13 protein-coding genes are annotated in these 18,759 nt (G+C 55.1%); 8 read left to right on the plus strand and 5 right to left on the minus strand.

Annotation, left to right across the window (positions count from 1 at the left end):
* Nucleotides 1-112: 112 nt before the first annotated feature.
* The 4 genes from LEPIL_RS01360 to LEPIL_RS01375 all read left to right on the plus strand — a co-directional run bounded on the left by LEPIL_RS01360 (nt 113) and on the right by LEPIL_RS01375 (nt 6,064).
* On the plus strand, nt 113-772 hold the full coding sequence (locus LEPIL_RS01360) for a DUF4332 domain-containing protein (protein ID WP_002769200.1): 660 nt from the start codon (nt 113-115) through the stop codon (nt 770-772).
* A 69-nt stretch (nt 773-841) separates the two neighbouring features.
* A complete protein-coding gene (locus tag LEPIL_RS01365; protein WP_002769202.1) occupies nt 842-1,702 on the plus strand; it encodes an ion transporter in 861 nt (286 codons plus the stop codon).
* 349 nt (nt 1,703-2,051) lie between these two features.
* Nucleotides 2,052-3,878 (plus strand): glycoside hydrolase family 15 protein, encoded by a 1,827-nt coding sequence (locus LEPIL_RS01370; RefSeq protein ID WP_002769204.1) that lies wholly within the window; start codon nt 2,052-2,054, stop codon nt 3,876-3,878.
* Nucleotides 3,875-6,064, plus strand: coding sequence for a bifunctional alpha,alpha-trehalose-phosphate synthase (UDP-forming)/trehalose-phosphatase (locus LEPIL_RS01375; protein WP_002769205.1), 2,190 nt, complete (start codon nt 3,875-3,877; stop codon nt 6,062-6,064). Before LEPIL_RS01370 ends, LEPIL_RS01375 begins: the two co-directional genes overlap by 4 nt.
* A gap of 59 nt (nt 6,065-6,123) precedes the next feature.
* On the opposite strand, the gene pap is transcribed toward LEPIL_RS01375, so the two are convergent.
* Together pap and LEPIL_RS21425 are read right to left on the minus strand one after the other, a co-directional pair.
* Nucleotides 6,124-7,599, minus strand: a complete 1,476-nt coding sequence (gene pap / locus LEPIL_RS01380) for a polyphosphate:AMP phosphotransferase (protein WP_002769207.1) — start codon at nt 7,597-7,599, stop codon at nt 6,124-6,126.
* A 68-nt stretch (nt 7,600-7,667) separates the two neighbouring features.
* Nucleotides 7,668-8,165, minus strand: a complete 498-nt coding sequence (locus tag LEPIL_RS21425) for a hypothetical protein (protein WP_002769210.1) — start codon at nt 8,163-8,165, stop codon at nt 7,668-7,670.
* A 504-nt stretch (nt 8,166-8,669) separates the two neighbouring features.
* Between LEPIL_RS21425 and LEPIL_RS01390 the strand changes: the two genes are divergently transcribed.
* The gene (locus LEPIL_RS01390) at nt 8,670-9,158 is read left to right on the plus strand and encodes a hypothetical protein (protein WP_040918098.1); all 489 of its coding nucleotides are present in this window, start codon (nt 8,670-8,672) and stop codon (nt 9,156-9,158) included.
* Here the strand turns inward: LEPIL_RS01390 and LEPIL_RS01395 are convergent, their stop codons facing one another.
* The 3 genes from LEPIL_RS01395 to LEPIL_RS01405 all read right to left on the minus strand — a co-directional run bounded on the left by LEPIL_RS01395 (nt 9,159) and on the right by LEPIL_RS01405 (nt 13,902).
* Complete coding sequence (locus tag LEPIL_RS01395; protein ID WP_002769216.1) at nt 9,159-10,136, minus strand: hypothetical protein; 978 nt, start codon at nt 10,134-10,136, stop codon at nt 9,159-9,161.
* A gap of 131 nt (nt 10,137-10,267) precedes the next feature.
* Nucleotides 10,268-12,154: a glutamine-hydrolyzing GMP synthase gene (guaA, locus tag LEPIL_RS01400; RefSeq protein ID WP_002769218.1), complete on the minus strand. Its 1,887-nt coding sequence runs from the start codon at nt 12,152-12,154 to the stop codon at nt 10,268-10,270.
* Between the two features lie 47 nt (nt 12,155-12,201).
* Nucleotides 12,202-13,902, minus strand: coding sequence for a sensor histidine kinase (locus tag LEPIL_RS01405; protein ID WP_002769220.1), 1,701 nt, complete (start codon nt 13,900-13,902; stop codon nt 12,202-12,204).
* A gap of 41 nt (nt 13,903-13,943) precedes the next feature.
* Between LEPIL_RS01405 and rsgA the strand changes: the two genes are divergently transcribed.
* The 3 genes from rsgA to LEPIL_RS01420 are packed head-to-tail and all read left to right on the plus strand — an operon-like array spanning nt 13,944 to nt 18,735.
* On the plus strand, nt 13,944-14,954 hold the full coding sequence (gene rsgA / locus LEPIL_RS01410) for a ribosome small subunit-dependent GTPase A (RefSeq protein ID WP_002769222.1): 1,011 nt from the start codon (nt 13,944-13,946) through the stop codon (nt 14,952-14,954).
* On the plus strand, nt 14,951-16,807 hold the full coding sequence (locus LEPIL_RS01415) for a HAMP domain-containing sensor histidine kinase (protein WP_002769224.1): 1,857 nt from the start codon (nt 14,951-14,953) through the stop codon (nt 16,805-16,807). The genes rsgA and LEPIL_RS01415 overlap by 4 nt, the downstream gene beginning before the upstream one ends.
* Nucleotides 16,804-18,735, plus strand: a complete 1,932-nt coding sequence (locus LEPIL_RS01420) for a hypothetical protein (protein WP_002769226.1) — start codon at nt 16,804-16,806, stop codon at nt 18,733-18,735. Before LEPIL_RS01415 ends, LEPIL_RS01420 begins: the two co-directional genes overlap by 4 nt.
* The last annotated feature ends 24 nt before the right edge of the window (nt 18,736-18,759 follow it).

An 18,759-nucleotide genomic window follows, 5' to 3' on the forward strand; every position in this document is an offset into this window, starting at 1 on the left:
ACCCCTCCTCTCTCTATCAAAACGTCATTGACTGAACGGCTGCGTACCTCACCATCGTATCGCTGCCCTATACACGCCGCTTTCGGCGCGCGCCAAGTACCAGAGAAACGATATGAACTACCAAATAGACTGTCTTTCTTTTAATACGAAGCAGATCCTTGATCGCATCAAGAGGACAGATCTTGTTCCCAGCTTAGAGCCCATAAAAGAAAAAGCCGATGAGATCCTCACCAAATTCAAAGAAGCCGGGCTCACTAACCTGGAAGAAATCAGAAAGTCGCTTTCTTCGAAGAAGAAGTTAACAGACATCGCCCTGAGGCTTCAAATAGATGAGAATTTGCTGGTACTGTTCAAAAGGGAAATCGAGGGTTGGATTGCTAAAGACAGATCTATTGACGAATTCGATTGGATTCCGATAAAAAACAGGAAGCTCTTAAAGGAATCTGGAATCTCCTCCTCAAAAGAAGCCTTCGAAAAACTGAACAGCGCCACAGCACGCGAAGAAATCAGCAAGAGCCTGAAGATCGATGAAGAGACACTACGCGAGATTTACGGCATCTCCAACCTGATGCGAATACGATGGCTGAGTCCGACGTTCACGCGGATCTTCTATGACCTACACTACACAGTGGAAAAACTGCATCAAGCAAGAGCGGATCTGCTTGCAAAAGAAGTAGATGATTATAACAGGAAGGTTCACTACTACAAAGGCAAGATAGGCGAAAGAGATATGAACAGGATCATTCTCGAATCTCAGTATGTCGACCGGTAGAAGCGCCACAAATAGCTGACAGCGGAACTGCACCCTGCGAAAATGACGTTCCGGTAAGAGTCACACCCCATGGAAAAGCCCGTATTCAACAGGAAGCTGACGCCCGCACTCAAACCCTATCAGCGGCGTCTTTTTGAGATTGTCTTTGAGGCAGAGACCCCCGCGGGCAGGCGCTTCGATGAGGTGTTGCTGCTGCTGATCGTCACCAGTCTGCTGGTGATCATGCTTGAGACGGTGCAGGGCTTTGCTGCGCTGGTCTATCAGATCTTCTATGGAATCGAGATCATGATGACTCTGATCTTTACGGCAGAGTATATCGTGCGCATTCTGATTGTAAGAGAGAAAAGAAAGTATATCTTCAGCGTGCTCGGGATAATCGATCTGATTTCCATTCTGCCGACCTACCTTGAGCTGCTCTTCCCCGGTATGCACTACCTGATGGTTTTTCGCACACTGCGGATGCTGCGCATTTTCAGAGTGCTGAAACTGACAAAGTTTACGAGCGAGGCAGAGGTGTTGCTTCGTGGTCTGAAGTCGAGTCGATACAAGATTACCGTGTTTATTGCTTCAATCTTCGTTTATGTTGTGATATTCGGAACCGTGCTCTATGTGGTGGAAGGCCCGGAACACGGGTTTACCAGTATTCCCTTGAGCATTTACTGGGCGATCGTAACGATGACTACGGTCGGCTATGGAGATATCGTGCCGGTGACGGCGGCAGGAAAATTCATCTCTGCCATCGTCATGATTCTCGGTTACTCCATTATAGCCGTACCGACCGGCATTATCTCGGTGGAGATTGCACGTGCTGTTCGCGAAGGAGCATCCGAATTAAACACCCGCAGCTGCCCGAGTTGCACGAAAGAAGGACACGATCCTGATGCCAGCTATTGCAAATTCTGCGGTAACCAGCTCACGGTGTCAGAGTAGCCGGTCGGGCAGATCTATATGAGAGTGAAAAGGCACTTGCACCAATGCTGACAGTCGTTTCTGTCTGGGCGCTACTTGGAATTTATACGGTGGTGGCTACAGACGAAGTATCAGATTATTCTAAAGAAAGCGAATATGGCTTCGATACGGCGCATGATAGAGTTCATCTGGCAGCCCTACATCGTTAACCACCCGCATCACTCCGATACCACCCCTTCTCTCCCTCCCCTTTTTTCCTTGACCTATCACGCATCCTCTACTATACTGTAATGCGTTCCGGCACGGGCCTGTAGCCTCCGTGCCGCTCCACGCAAGGGCCTGATGCCACAGACCTTTACGCGGAGGAATCATGCTACCCCATCATTTTGAATTCGATCCAGAAGACCCGCCAGAGTATCTGCCTCTGCGCGCCTGTTCGTTGATCGGCGATAATCGCACGGCGGCTCTTGTCGGCGCCGATGGCAATATCGTCTGGGCATGCTTTCCGAATTTTGACAGCCCATCAGTTTTTGCCGCCCTGCTTGATCCGGCGGCAGGTACGTTTCGTATTCGTCCGGCACGGCGCTACCTGGCCCATCAGCGTTATGAGGCCGAGACGAACATTCTCGTCACCGAGATGTCGACGTCGGCGGGCGTTATCCGAATCCGTGATTTCATGTCGGTCGCTCCGGGGCGTAAGCTACCGACCGCCGAGCTGCATCGCGTCGTCGAAGGCGTGACGGGAGAGGTGGAGATGGAGCTCTGCTTCGCGCCTGCCTTTGATTATGGCCAGTCCAAAAGCGAGTTTCGGATCACGCAGAACGGTGTGCTTGCACGCTTCGACGGCAAGCGTGCTTCGCTTTCGACTCGCGTTCCTCTTTCTGTCGAGAACGAGCAGGTCATCGCTCGCTTCCTTCTCTGTGCCGGGCAGGACGAGGTCTTTGTCTTCGACTGGAATGCGCCCGGCGTGCTGCCTGTTGAGGGGTATCGCTCGGTGCGTCGTCTGCACGAGGCGCGACATTACTGGATTCGCTGGGTGGAACGCTTTCAGTATTCCGGACGCTATCGCGAATCGGCCGTGCGTTCTCTGCTTGCATTAAAGCTGCTCTGCTACGAGCCTACAGGAGCCATCGTCGCCGCTCCGACGGCGTCGTTACCCGAATGGATCGGAGGCTCGCGTAACTGGGACTATCGTTATTCATGGGTGCGCGATTCGTCGTTTATCCTCTGCGCCCTCTTTCGCTCGGGCTTCGTCGAAGAGGGCTCGGCCTACATCGACTGGCTGCTTTCGCAGATCCTCGATTCAGGTACCGGCCACCTGCGCATCCTCTACGGCATTCGCGGCGAAGATCCGCCTGAAACGGAGCTGCCGCTTCGCGGATACCGCGATTCACGCCCCGTTCGCGTCGGCAACGGAGCGGCCGATCAGTTCCAGCTTGATATCTACGGTTCGCTGATCGACGCCGCCTATCAGTATGATCTTTACGGCGGAAGTTTAACCGCCGCCGAATGGGCCATGCTGCGCGAGATTATCGAGACGGTGCGCGATCGCTGGCGATTACCCGATCAGGGCATCTGGGAGGCGCGCAACGAGCCGAAGCATTATACGTATTCGAAACTCTGGGCCTGGACGGCGCTCGATCGCGGAGTACGTCTTGCGCGCCGTCTTCGCGTGCCCGCTCCGATCGAACGCTGGCAGGAAGAGGCGATCAGCATCAGAGCCGAGGTGCTCGAACGTTCGTGGAATGCCGAGCTGGGCGCCTTTACGGCGACCTATGATTCGGCAGATCTCGATGCTGCCGTTCTTGTGATGCCGGTGATCGGATTCCTGCCGCCCGATGATCCGCGCTTCGAGTCGACGACGGCGGCCGTTCTGCATCATCTGAAAGCGGGCCCCTATCCGCTTGTATACCGATATCTGGCCGAAGATGGCATCAACGAGAAGGAGGGGGCCTTTCTTCTGCCTTCGTTCTGGATCGCGCAGAACCATGCCCTGGCCGGCAATATACCGAAGGCGCGAGAAACGCTCGAAGCGCTGATGCGCATCGCAAGCCCGACGGGGTTATTCGGCGAAGAGCACGACGCCGAGACGGGCGATATTCTCGGGAATTATCCGCAGGGCTTCAGTCACCTCGGACTCTTACAGGCCGCTCTCGAAATCGAGAAGGCGACTTTGAAACAGCAGGAGGAACTATGAAACGCTGGCTAATGATAAGCAACCGATTACCCGTATCTAAGGATGCATCGACGGGAGAGATCAAACTGAGCTCCGGAGGCCTTGTCTCGGCGCTGGGCGGAATACGCAACGGTATACCGAAGCTGTGGATCGGGCTTGAGCCGCGCGAGGCGGGCGATCCATCGCCTGCGCTTACCGGTAAAGAAGGCGAGATCGAATACCGCGGAGTTCCCGTAGATGTAGGGTTATACGACCGCTATTATAACGGCATCTCAAACGACGTACTCTGGCCGCTCTTTCACTACGAAGGCGGGCTCGTGCATTTTAACGGCGAAGACTGGGATGCCTATGTGCGCGTGAACGAGCTGCTCGCCGATGCGATCGCCGCAGAGGCCCGCGACGATGAATCGGTCTGGATCCATGACTTTCATCTGTTTCTTCTGCCGGCGATGCTTCGCAAGCGCAAGCCCTCGCTGCATATCGGATTCTTCTTGCACATCCCATTCCCCAGCTCCGAGATCTTTCGCCAGCTTCCCGTGCGCGAAGAGATCTTGCAGGGTATCATGGGCGCCGATCTGATCGGATTTCACGACTACTCGTATCTGCGCCACTTCTGTAACGCCCTGCACGCGGTACTCGGCGTCGGATCAGACATGCTATCGGCCGAATACGAAGGTCGTCGCATCACGCTTGGCGCCTTTCCCGTCTCGATCGATACGAAGTCGTTTCATAACCGATCACGCGAACCCGCCGTCGAAAAGATTCTACGTCGTTACCGACAGTCCTTTCGCGGTCTCAAGCTCATCCTTGGCATCGACCGCCTCGACTACATTAAAGGGCTCAGGCTCAAACTGCAGTCTTTTCGCGAGCTGCTTGCGCGTAACCCGGAGCTTGTCGGCGAGGTGCAGCTTCTTCAGATCGCCGTGCCTACGCGGCAGGATGTTCCCGTCTATATTCAATTGAAAGAAGAGGTCGAGCGGCTGGTCGGCGAGATCAACGGCCGTTTCGGACGAGCCGACTACGCTCCCGTCCTTTACATCTACAACTCCATCCCCTTCGAAGAGCTGCTTGCTCTGTATAGACTGGCAGACTGCCTTCTTGTTTCGAGTCGCCGCGATGGCATGAATCTTGTCGCTCTTGAGTTCATAGCGGCGCAGAGTCCGACAAAGCCGGGCGTCGTCGTTCTCAGCGAATTCACGGGTGCGTCGGCGACGCTCAGCCATGCGCTTACGATCAACCCCTGGGATGTGGAAAAGACGTCTGAAGTTTTGAAAAAGGCGCTGTCCCTCTCCGATGCGGAGCGACGTGAGATGCATCAACCCATGCTGAAATATCTGATGCAGTATGATGCCACAGACTGGGCGGCGTCGTTTATGAAATCTCTCGAAAAAACGCGAACTGTGCCCATTCCTGAACGACTGATGCGCCTTAAACCCTCACAACACGACGACTCGATCAGAGCGGCCGTTAAGCCTGTGAAACTTCTCGTCTGCGACTATGACGGCACCCTCGTGCCCATTCAGCCACGCCCCGAAGACGCCTATCTGCGCGACGACGAACGCCGGTTTTTGCAGAAGATTCTTGATTCCGGTTACGAAATACTTGTTATCAGCGGACGATCGGCTAACTTTCTCGAAGAACAGTTCGGGAATATGCCGGTCACGCTTGCCGCCGAACACGGGGCGACGATGCGACCGAAACATTCCACAAAATGGAAGCAGCTTGTAACGACGCAGATTCAGAGGTGGTATCCGGTCGCCGAAACTTTAATGAAGGACTATTCGCGTCGCGTACCGGGCAGCGTCGTCGAGAAAAAGAAATATGCCATCGTCTGGCATTATCGACAATCTCCTGCTTCTTTCGCTTCGTACATGGCTCTGAAGCTCGGCGAAGAACTCGCCTACGGCCTGGCAAACCAGCCTGTGGAAATCCTGCCCGGCAACAAGATCGTCGAGGCTCGCGCCGTAGAGGCGAATAAGGGAACGTTCCTGCGCCGCTTCTTAAAAGAGAATCCTCAGTTTCGTGAGCAGCTGCTTGTGGCCGGCGACGATCGCACCGATGAAGACCTCTTTCGCGCCGTCGACCAAGAACAGGCCGTAACGATCAAGGTCGGGCCAGGGGCTTCTTCGGCCCGTTACCGTGTCGACAGTCCCGCCGATCTGCGCGCGATCCTGACAGAGCTGCTTCTGCAAGAGCAGGTCGGATAACAAGGAATGCCTGCGAGGCCGACGAGGCTGCATCGTGTAGCCTGTAGAAGCCATTGCCTCTACTTCAGTCGATCTTCAAGCGCCTTTGCTACGGCCTTCATCACCGAGATGCGAGCGAAGTTCTTATCGTTAGCCGGAATCGGTATCCAGGGTAAGGCATCGCTGCCGGTCTTCTCGATCATCTCACAGGCGGCGGCCTCATAGGCGTTCCATTTATCGCGGTTACGCCAGTCTTCTTCGGTGATCTTGTACTGTTTATAAGGCGTCGTCTGACGATCACGAAAGCGCTCGATCTGCTCTTCAGGGGTCGTCTGTAGCCAGAACTTGAGAACGATGATACCCGACTCCGCAAGCTGCTCTTCAAAGGCGTTGATCTCACCGTAGGCCCGCTGCCAGTCCTCCGGAGAACAGAAGCCTTCGATACGCTCGACCAGCACGCGACCATACCACGATCGATCAAAGATCGTGATCTTGCCGCGGCGGGGCAGATGTCGCCAGAAGCGCCATAAATACGGATGCGCCTTCTCCTCATCGGTGGGCGCCGCTACCGAGACGACGCGATACTGCCGCGCATCAAGGGCGGATAACACCCGTCGGATCGCTCCGCCTTTACCTGCTGCATCCGGTCCTTCGAATACAAGGGCCATCGAAAGTCCTTTTTCTCTCAGCTTTCGCGCAAGAAAGCCGATGCGCGAGCGGTATTTCGTCAGCTGCGCTTCGTATTCTTCTTCGGTGAGCGTCTGCGTCTGATCGAGGTTTTCAAGGACGTTAAACTTCTTCGGCTTCGGCATATCGGGGCGCCGCTCTTCAGCCGGCCTGTTTTTCAAGGCCTCAAGCGCCGATTGCATGGCATTGCGTATGGTGCGTGTGACGACGATCGTGCGGTACTGCACGTCTTCGGCCTCGACCAGATGCCAGGGCGCAAAGGCCGTATTCGTGCGCCGTATGGCCCGTTCCGATATACGATGGAATTTCTTGTATTTCTTCACGAACTTCCAGTCGGATTTACTGACGCGCCAGGATTCATCGGGATGTTTTTCAAGCTTCTTCAGTCGCTTGATCTGCGAATCCTGCGAAAGATGCAGCCAGAACTTCAACACGAGTACATTTTCATCGGCAAGCATCCGCTCGAATTCGACGATACGGTCAAGCGCACGGTCCAGGTCGGCGTCATCGCTTCGGTTAAATACGCGATCGATAATCGGAGCCGTGTACCATGAGCCGAAAAAGATTCCCAGTCTGCCCGTCGGCGGTAGCACACGCCAGAAGCGCCACATAAACGGACGTTCGCGCTCTTCATCGGTTTCATCCCAGAAGGCCTGGACATCGATACCGCGAGCGTCCATCCAGGAGAGTAGCAGGTTGACGAGCTCGCCCTTTCCCGCTCCTTCGGCGCCGCCGACGATGACGATGACGGAAAGCGGGCTGACGGCCAGTTCTTTCTGCACCTCAAGTAAATCATGCCGCATGTGCGGCTCGATGCGTTTGAACGCAGCCTTGCTAAGACGATTCCCGACCTCTACCGATTCAAACATAAGGCTCTCCGTATTGTGATACGAAGAGCCTGTCATGGTTCAGGTTTGATGTCGATCCTTTTTCTGGATCAATCCTTTACACAGCGCACGCGAAACGATACGGTTGTCGTCGCCGGATTCGGAGTCGATCCATGAGCGCCATCCAGAGGACAGTTCAGAACTTCCAGATCATAGATACCATCGTTCTGATGCAGTATGGCCGTGCAATTCAGCGAGGGACCGTAAACGCCGGTTGGAACGTCGATATCGAGCACCCATCCGTTAGGTCCGAGAAGAATGCCCGAGGATTTCGTAAAATCGATATTGTGGATGTTCAGGGTCGGTGTATTCTGAGCACCGCTTCGATCCATGATGATGCCCTGCGCACCATCCGTACAGTTATAGACCTGATCTATCGTGTAGGTCGTCCCACCAAGAATCATCGTCGCCGTATTATCGGCCGGCTGTTCTATAGAACCGATCAAGCTCTGATTGCCTGCAAGCAAAAGCAGAGCTGCGGAATTGCCGTCGTCGCCCGTATCACAGGGGCCTAACACAAGCAAGAGAGTTATCAGGTATCTATTCATCGTATCTCCTTTCAGTGATTCACCTGAAACTGCAAACGCCTGAAGAGGCAGAAACTTGCATAATTTTCAACAAATACCCGATAAATTTCCTGCATTGAAAATATGCGACTAACCAGGAGTCGTTTTCAGACAAAAACGCATGAGTGGCGAATTTTTTCTTCTGGCAATCTGACTGATTGCTGACCATGAAGGACTATGAGAACAATCCACTTACTGATAATGATGATGAGTCTTTTTGCCGGTGCCTGTACAACCGCCAGTCGCCACAGGACGACCGATGAAAAACAGACTGTGCAATGCCCAGGCTCAACCATCGATTCCGAATGCCTGAAGATGGCCAGGAGCAAATGCCCTAACCTGGGCATCATCTCGTTCGACGGAGATCCGAGGCAACCGTCAACGGACAGTTCCGGCCGGGCCTATGTTATGGTGCAGTGCATGTGACGGCGGTAAAAAACCAGGAAAGTACTCGACATCCTGCGAATGATTTTAATTCTCAGGAGTATGGAATCCTTCCCGCTCTCTGCGCTGCTGCGCATGGTTCATATCGCCGCCATCGTCCACTGGATTGGCGGCGTCGCCTTTGTAACGACGGTGCTTCTGCCCGCCGTTGCTAAGCGCGTCTCTGCTGAAGACAGGGTGCATTTTTTTGAAGAAGTCGAATCGCGCTTCGCCACGCAGGCACGCCTCAGCACGGCCCTGGCCGGCATCAGCGGCTTTGCACTGCTCTGGCAGATGAACGCCTGGAGCCGACTGCTGTCCCCCCACTACTGGTGGCTGCACGGCATGATTGCCGTCTGGCTGCTCTTCACGTTGATGCTTTTCGTATTAGAGCCTCTCTTTCTACATCGCTGGTTCCTTGAACGGGCGCGACGCGATCCGGCGGGGACGTTTCGGCTGGTGCAGCGTATGCACTGGATACTGCTCGGCATAAGCACCGTCGTCACCCTCGGTGCGGCTGCCGGAGCTCACGGCTGGCTCTGGTTTCGTTAGTCAACGATCACCCAATCCAATACGATAGCTGAATCCGAAGTTTATGAACTGTAACGATTCTTTATAGCTCCTCTGCCTTATGTGAGACAGGGTATACTCGTTCAGTAACATCTCCTCTGTAGCCGTGCTATCCAAACGGTATGTATTGACGTCGCGCATGCGGATCTTCGAAGACTCCCACTGCCCCTGTAGCGTGAGTATCCAGCTCTCCCCGATATCATAATTGATACCAAAGACCACTGAACTGCCGGCCCCGGTGGACGATGCGCTCTCAGATAGAAAATTATAATACCCGTTCGTTGTGAAAAGCCGCTGCCCCTGGGTCCAGGTACCACGAAGTCGGTAGATCATTCCGCGCAGCTGCCATTCAAGATTACGAGAGGTTCTCAGACGATAGTCTAACCCTGCAATACCGCCTTGCAGATATAGTTCCTGCCTGCCGTAGGGAGAAAAGCCGTCATAGGCCTCGCCGTTCCCTGATCGGATTCCATAGATATGATTGTAGTCGACACGATAATAGAAATTCTTGATGCCGACAAGAGCAGAGATCTGCGATGGGGATCTTGAGTCGGTCAGGCGATAGCCACCTGTAATGATTCCACCGGACCTTCCGATGTCACGTGCATGCAGATAATGCAGCTCGGACTGCTCTGATGCGGTATTGCGCATCCGACTGGCAGTCATCTGTCTATCTTCGTGCCCCGTTCCGCCAAGCTCGAGCTCGGCCCGCCATCGATCGAAGTCGAACTGAAGACCGAAGGCGACACCGCTCGCGTCTTTTTTCCAGCCTGTGGACGTTGCCCCACCGTCTCGACCGGTCGCACGAAGTATCTCGCTTTGATGATTGAGATAAGGAAAGAATCTTGTGTAGGTTCCGAAGCCGACCATCATACGCAGGCGGAACTCCCTGTCCGACGGATCCGCGGCGATTCCCGTAACCCAGAAGAAAAGAATACATGAAGCCAGAACTCGAATCATAGATCAGACATGGCCTTCTGGTGTGAAGAGTCAAGAATTTCCCCTGTTCGCTCCCCCGTGATCCGTGCCCGGCGAAACCAGCGTCGATTCAGGTTTCATCAGACATGGAGCGAGCTTGGGGCACGAACCGATCACTCCCACTCAATCGTGCCGGGCGGCTTGCTCGTCAGATCGTAATACACCGAATCAAAAAGATCCGTGGCCAGCAGCCTTGCGGTTAACTCAGAAAGCAGGGCTGCGTTCATTTCATAAGCTGAAGCCGTCATGGCGTCCGTCGAACAGATCGGTCGCAAAACCACGCCTTCACGCCCGCTTTCGCTATCGGAGCTCAGAGGCACAAGCACGACGGGCATCTGCCATATCTCAGAATAGATCTTCTTCTCATGCAGGAATTCGTCGACGATGGCGTCGGCTCTCTGCAGTTTTGCAATTCGCTCCTCTGTTAAGAAACGGCCTGCAAGCAGATGATTGACGTTACCAGCCTGTGCATGACGCCCCGTACGCAGCAGAACGCGATTCACATGAGCGAACTTACCGGGAATGCGAGCGGCAAGTTCAAGCAGATCGGCCCATGCCCCGGGCCTTGCAAGTAGATCGCTCAGCGCCGCCGTATCAAAAAGCGCCGGATGCGCATAGCTGCGTTGATCGCCCTGCACGCCCACCGATCGCAGCGGCAACACAGAAACGGCAAGTTGCATCGCCTGAACTCGCGAAAAGAGCTCCGTCTCGCCGGCCAGTTCGCTAAAATCGGTCGATACGCCCGATTCATCGGCAGCCGTGCACAGACAACGCACGGCTAACCCCGGTCCTGGAAACGGATGTCGGTCGACGAGCACATCGGGAAGGCCGATGATGCGACCGAGCGATCGCACCTCATCTTTATAAAGATCACGCAAAGGCTCGATGACAAGGCCGCGGGCGATCAGCTCCTGAATGCGATTCACACGGTTATGATGCGTTTTGATCGTATGCGAGGACTTTGTCGCCCCCGATTCGATCGTATCAGGATAGATCGTTCCCTGACCGAGAAGCCACTCTTCTTCGTTCAGGCCCATCTCGCGGCTGACCTGCTGTTGGACGTCGACGAAAAGCTCGCCTATGATCCTGCGTTTTTTCTCGGGCTCCGATACGCCGGCAAGGGCCTTATAGAAATCCGCTTTCGCGTCGCGAACGCGCAGATCGACGCCGATGGCCGAGAGTGAGGCTCTGACTTTTTCGGCTTCGTTCTCGCGAAGAAATCCCGTATCGACAAGCATGCCGACAAGGTGCGATCGATCCATCTCTTTTCCGAGCAAAGCGAAGGCGACCGTCGAATCGACTCCGCCCGAGACCAGAAAAAAGACCTTCTTGTCTTTGAGAGACCGGCGAATCTTGCGTCGCTCGAACTCGACGTAATCCTCGATCTTCCAGGTATCCGTTAAGCCGCAAACGGCGATGAAGTTACGCAGCATCTGCTCGCCATACGTCGAATGGGTAACCTCCGGATGAAACTGAATGCCGTAAATATTGCGATCAGCATCAAAGACGGCGGTATTCTCGCACGAATCGGTGCTTCCGATGCGCGTGAATCCGACGGGAAGGCGGATAACCTCATCGCCGTGGCTCATCCATACCATCGACTGATCGGGAACGGCTTGAAAGATCGCCCCGCCCGATAGAAGATGCAATCGTGCCGGTCCGTACTCGCGAACCTGCCCGCGGGCAACCTCGCCGCCCAGCTGCTGCATGATCAGCTGGTGGCCGTAGCAGATGCCAAGTACGGGAAGGCCCAGAGCAAGCAGGGCCTTGGAAGCAGTAGGAGCGCCTGCATCGTAAACGGAGGATGGGCCGCCGGAATAGATGATACCTTTGAAAAAAGGGTCGAGACTGTCGCCGATCTCGTCGGGTTGTAGAATCTCGCTGTAAGCGCCCAGCCGGCGCAGTCGCGAAGCGATCAGATGAGCATACTGCCCGCCAAAATCAAGGACGGCGATGCCTCCTTCTTTTACAAGGGAATGGATCTCTTCGTGGCCGTGCATGGGGTTCTCCTGCGTGCAGTTTTTTCAGCCGACACAGGCGAGCAAGTTCATCTCCAGTCATAGCGCCCCGGTCCAGGCGCATTGCGCGCGACCTGAGTGCGATTTTTTCCCTCAAGCGGAAGCTCGACGACGAACTCCGTTCCGCTACCGTCGGTAGTGAAGCGGATCGTGCCTCCATGTTCTTCGACGATGCGCCGGACGATAGAAAGGCCGAGCCCCGTTCCCTCGCCCTGCTCTTTCGTCGTGAAAAAAGGATCCCAGACCTTTTCGCGAATGCCCTCGGGAATTCCGGGTCCGTTGTCGCGTATCCGCACGCACACACGATCGCCGACCGCTTCGGTTGAAAGCACGATAGTCGGATCGCTCCGACCGCGCACAGCATGATAGGCGTTCACCAACAGGTTACTCCAGACCTGGTTTAACCGGTCGGGATCGCATTCAATCGACGGTATGCTCGCGTAATGACGATCAAGATGCACCTGATTCTTCCAGATACTGCCCATGATTTCAAGCGTCGTATCGAGCAGCTCCTCAAGATTGGCCTTCACGAAGTCGCCGGCGCCGGAGCGCGAATAGATGCGCAGGGCCTTCACAAGACGGGCGATGCTTGCGGCCGATGCCGTGATGTTTTTCACATTACGGTAAATGCCTGCAATATCCCGCAGATACCCGATAAAACGACTGCGCGCGCTTTCGCCGATCTCTCCGTAAAGGATAACGATCTGCGCGAAAAGGCTTTCTGTCTTGATTCGCTCGCTTACCTGCTCGACTCCCGCCGCTTCAATATCTGTCATAAAGCCGTGGTCGATAAAAAATGAGGCCAGTTCATCCCCTCCCTGTATAGAAAGCTCTTCGAAGGTTAGCTTCAGACGGCGGCGTAGCTGAAAGGCCGACGACGGCAGCGACGGATTGCCCGTCAGCATATGGTAATTGAAGAAACGGATGATTTCAATGAAACGGTCGATGCGATCCGTATCGGGAAGCCATTCATGGATAGCCATACGATCAAGAAAGGAATCGAGCGTTTCAAAGAGGTTTTCGGATGCATTGAGGATAACGCCCGACGGTGTGTTGAGTTCATGGGCGACACCGGCCACCATAACTCCAAGAGTCGCCATCTTCTCGGACTGAATCATCTGATTCGTCGCCTCTTCGAGCTGCTGCGTGCGCTCGCGCACCTTATCTTCGAGAGAGACGAGAAGCGATTCCACACGCGTATAGATGATCGAGTTCGACAGAGCAAGTACGGCATACGTACGAAAATCTTCGATTAAGGCAATGTCGGGAGCCGGACATGATCCGACAAAAAGGACGGCGAGCACGGTTTCATTGAGAATCAGCGGCAGAATGAGCGAGGCCTGCGTCTCTTTACAGAAGCGCAGCAACACCTCGCGGTCATGTGCATCTCTTAAAAAGGCCAGCTCTTTCAGCGTGATGACTCGATCGTACTCCGTGATCGTCACAAAAAAGGGATCATAAACGTTCCAGGCCGAGCGAAGGCCAGGCACCATACAGCGGCTGACAAACTGCCCGCGATCTTCGTCCCAGATCAAGATGCCGACATGCGAGGTTTGAAAGAGCTCTGACGAAAACGACAGAATCTCGGTCAGGCCGTCATCGACGTTACGAAGCCGCATAATCGAGCGGCGGAACTCCTCCAGCCGGTGCTCCCTGCGCTGCTCCTGCTGCGGCGGCAGACTGTGAACGAATGCAATGAGCGTATCCAGCACCGGCAGGAGCCATTTCATGGTTGCACACTGAGGCGGCAGCACAGTATGGAAACCAAAAAATGAAATGGATCGTACGAGAAATCCACGGGGCCTTCTATTCGCTCCTGTCCGAGGATCTGCAGAGGGAGCGACTGGGCGTTCTACGCGGAAAACACCGCATCGACCGCGAAACCCACCCTTCCGGTATCCCTTTTCGCAATCCCATCTGCGTCGGTGACAGGGTGCAGGCAAGCGAAGACGATCCGGCCGCCATCGAATCGGTGGAGCCTCGTCGCAACGTCATCTTTCGCTCCTCCCCACATGAAATTCACAAGCTGGGTTCAAACGTCGATCGCGCCCTGCTGGTCATCAGCCTGAAGACGCCTCCGCTGCGCACCGGCTTCATTGATCGCTTTTTGCTGAGTGCTCGCGCCGGCGATGTTCCCGTCTGGATTATTTTTACAAAGCCCGACCTGCTGCAGCTGAACGAAGAAGAGGACCGGCAGATCGTCGAATACGTGCACCTCTATGAATCGCTCGGCATCCGTTGCTTTTGCGATAATCTCACCGAGCCGGGAAGCCGGCCGGCAGAGATCACGCTTCCGGGGCTTGCCGATCTGCTTCAGAGTCTCGACGGCACGACCTTGCTCTGCGGGCCTTCCGGCGCGGGCAAATCGACGCTGACCAACCTGATCCTGATGCGTTCGGTGCAGAAGACGTCGCACACCAGCGGTTCGACGGGAAAGGGCCGCCACACGACGACATCGTCGCAGCTTTTTCCGCTTGAAGGTGGAGGCTTCCTTATCGATACTCCAGGTATCAAGGAATGGGGCGTCGCTCATCTGAGCCGCAAGGACATCCTTGAGCTGACGCAGGAGCTTGCACCCGGTGTAGAGAACTGCCAGTTTCGAAACTGCGAGCACATGCCCGGAACGGATGGCTGTGGCGTGATTGAATTGCTGGAAAAAGGAGTACTTGCTCCATCGCGCAGAAAGAGCCTTGATCTGATTCTTGAAGAGCGGCATCTGCGCATACGACCGGGGGACTATAAAAAGGCAACGGGCCGCTTGCGCCCGAAGGGTGTTTCATGACGGCTTTACGACTGGGACTCATCGTTTTATTTTTCGCCTGGGCGCCTTCGCTTCAGGCCGGTCAGTGTCGCTTTACGTTGAATAACCAATCCACTCTCAAGATGGAAGGCGCCTTTCTCTACGCGCGCGGACAGGTTGCCAGCGCACGCGACCCGGCCTTTGCCGACGAGTCGTGGGCGACGATGAAGGTTCCGTTTCGCTGGCAGGATACGATGGGCGCCTATCGCGGCGAGATCTGGTTGCGCTGTCATATCACGCTTTTCGGCCAGCGCCCCGAGGCCGCCGGATTGCGACTGCGCGACCTCTCTGACGCCGACGAGGTCTATTTTAACGGCATTCGCATCGGCCAGACGGGTTCGTTCGCTCCGCTCAAGCCGGTTTTCTCTGAAGAGCGGCTGTATATGATTCCGGCGACGGCCTGGCAGGAGGATAATGTCATCGCCATCCGACTGTATGGGTCATCGGCGTTATCCGGAATCAAATCCGCTCCGGTTCTGATACGGGACGCTACGGCGACGGGAGGGCGTTTTCAGTTTGAGGGTATGGCTCTCGCCTTCTCGACGCTCTATATTTTTTTCGCGCTTTTCTTCGCCGTCCGCGGAGTCGTGACGCTTCGTCCGCGCGAGAATCTGATATTTGCAGCCTTCTGCGGAATGCTCGGCCTGTATCAGATGATCCGTAACGGCTATCGCTACGATTTCTTCGAAGAGTTCACGACATCGTTTGCCGCCGAGCTTCTGCTTTTGATTCCGCTTCCTTTTGTCTTTTATGAATTCCTGATCGCCTGGACCGAACACAATCGACCGCGCTATGTACTCTATCTTGAAGGTGTCGCCGGATTGCTCTGGATTTGCACGGCGCTCATGCCTTTCTTGCCGGCACAGAGAGTCACCACCCTTTTACAGGCTTCCATGTACATCAATCTGCTCATCCTTGCAGGCGGAGCAGTGGCAGGCGTTCTCCTTATTAGAAGGATCTATCGTGAGCAGAAGCAACGCCTCCAGTACCCGGCCATCGGTTTTCTGATTATTCTGCCTTTTGTGATTCACGACATGCTTGTGTCGGCCGGGCTTTTGAAAACACCCGCTCTTTTCGTATTCGCCTTTCCCGTCTTTCTTGCCACCTTCGCCGTGCAGCTTGCGCGAAACGAACTCGATCTCGAACAGATGTCGCGTCACCGCAGCACTGAAAAGAAGCAGGCCGAACGCAGAAAGACCGAGGCCATCTACAACGTATCGCGAGAATTCCAGCATCATTTTGACGGAGTGCGCTCCGCTCTGAACAAGCCGAAGCAGAGCGAGAAGCAATTGAAGCAACATGCGACAGCACTTCGACAGCTGCTTGGCGACGCAAAGCTGCTCTCCGCTCTTGAAGAAGGAAGCTATGAACTGCGACAGGCGCGCTTCAGCATTCGCGAGCAGGTGCGCCTTCTCGTTAACGAGGTGCAGATCGCAACCGGCGAAAAGCCCTCGCGCTTTCAGCTCGAGCTGCCGCCCGATCAGGAACGCTTCTGGTCCGATCTCGGCTTATTCCATGCCTGCCTGTATCATCTCGTTGAGAACGCCGTGCTGCATTCGACGGGCAAGATTCAGATTCGCGCCGGAGTCGTCGACGGTACTCTTCGTCTGAGCGTGCGCGACGAAGGGCCCGGGATCGGCGTCGATGCGCAGGATCGCATCTTTGATAAGTTCTATCGCGGAAGCGGACTGAAAGCTCCGGGAAGCGGCATCGGGTTAACCATCGTCGACCTTGCCGTGCAGCTTCTGAACGGTCGACTGCATCTTGAATCAGGACCGGGCTTCTTTACGGTCTTTGATATCGAGCTTCCTGAGATGCAGGAGGTGAATATATGAACCGCATATTATTCGCGCTTTTTGCATTCTCGATCATACTGGCGCCGACACTGCTTCAGGCCGAGATCCTCTCTGAAGATCTCGCCTCGTCGTGGCGCATTACGCTTGTCGATTCACCGGCTGCAGCGCAGCCCGATACCGACGACGGCCGCTGGAGTCAGGTCGATTTTCCCGATGATGTCGGCGCTCAGGTAAACACAAAAGGCGAGTGGATCTGGGTGCGTCGTTCGATCAGCGTCGATCCGCAGGCCGGGGTTTATTCGGTTCGCTTTGAAAGGCTGTTCGGCAAGGCCGAGGTCTTTCTCGACGGCCGTCCGGCACGATTGCTGCGCAGAACTCCTGACGCCGGCGCCCTCTATCTTCTGCCTTCCGTCGATACTGCCGGTCAGCATACGCTTGCCCTGCGGCTTGCGGTGCGACGCGGCATGCCCGTCGGCGCCGACGGTGCGATCATGCTTGCCGACGTGCGCAAAGGTTATACAGACTATTATTACGAAGAGATCGTCACGACGTCGCTGGCGCTCTTTTATGCAGGGGCCGGCATCTTTCTTCTGGCGCTCTCCCGTCAGTTGAAGAAGTCCGTGTATGCAAGAGCCTCGTATTTTTATCTGTTGCTCGGCCTGATCGGGATCGGTAAAAGCCCCTTTGTTCTCGGCTGGCTGCCCGAGGCGGCGAGCAATCTGACTCTTTACATGCTTCAGAGTCTTACCATACTGCTTCCTGTTCCGCTGCTGTTCTTTGCGCGAGACAGCATCGAAAGGGTTGAAGATCGCATCCAGCGAACGGTGTTGCGCCTTGCGTTACCGATCTGCGCACTGCTCGTCGCCGTTCACTTTTTACTGCATGCCGTCCAGCTGAATGCGGCGGCGCTCTGGCTGCATCATGCATGGTTTCTTGCTCTTCTTCCGCTGTGGATCGGGCTGGCGCTGCTTGTGCTGCGCGAAACGGCTCGCGACATGAACGTATCGGGCTTCATGATGCTGGCCGGACTTGTGTATTTCCTGTATGCCGGAATCACATCGTTAATCGCCGGCTCGTTCTTTCGGCAGTATTTCGCGGCGACGACGCTTTTCTATGCTCCGGCTGCATTGATGCCTTTTGCGATGCTGCTCACTTCAATGCTGCTCGCCGAACGACGCATCCAGCGACAGAATCGGCAGCTTGCCTTCTTGAACTCCGAGATGAGTCAATCACGCCTGTTCGGCTATATCGCAGACGCCCTTGATGCTCCGATGCGAGCGACGATCGATCTGCTGTCTCCATCCATTACAAACGAACAGAAGAAGGGCGTGCTCGGCCAGCTTGAGCGTTATGAAAGCCGCCTTGATGATCTGCTCGAACTCGGCCGTCTCGAACTGCTTGAAGAGGCCGAGGCTACGGTTACGATTCCGGCCGCCGATTTTCTACAGACGATCCTGCCCGGCACCGGCATATCGCATACGGTGCATGTCGAGCCCGACCTTCTCATCGACACGTCGCTCGAACTGGTGAACTCCGCCCTGATCCGGTTGATCCGCTTCCCGGGATTCGCCACCTTCGACCATATCGATTTAATCGTCACCGAAGACCTGAACGAACGCCTGCATTTTCGCTTCCTCATGCATCACCGCGACCGCAAGCAGCTGCGACATATCCAGGATATCATCAGCGAACGCCTGCCCGATGCCGAAGGCCTCTGGATCGAATGGAATATTATTCGAGAGACGATTCGGCTTCTGCACGGACGGCTTTCGGCAAGAACGCTTTCGGGCAAGTACCTCAGCCTTGATCTCAGTCTGCCGGCCGTGCATCAGAAGAAGGAGAAGGCGGCCGGACCGGCTCCGCTCACGCTTACTTTTCTTCATAGCGACGATACGGCGCCCGCTCCGCAAAAACGCACGAATTGGAAGGAACGAATCCGCAAACTGCTGCAAAAAGAGATTGCTTGAAAAAATTTAATAAAAAACAACGTC

The organism is Leptonema illini DSM 21528 (genome assembly GCF_000243335.1).
GTDB lineage: Bacteria > Spirochaetota > Leptospiria > Leptospirales > Leptonemataceae > Leptonema > Leptonema illini.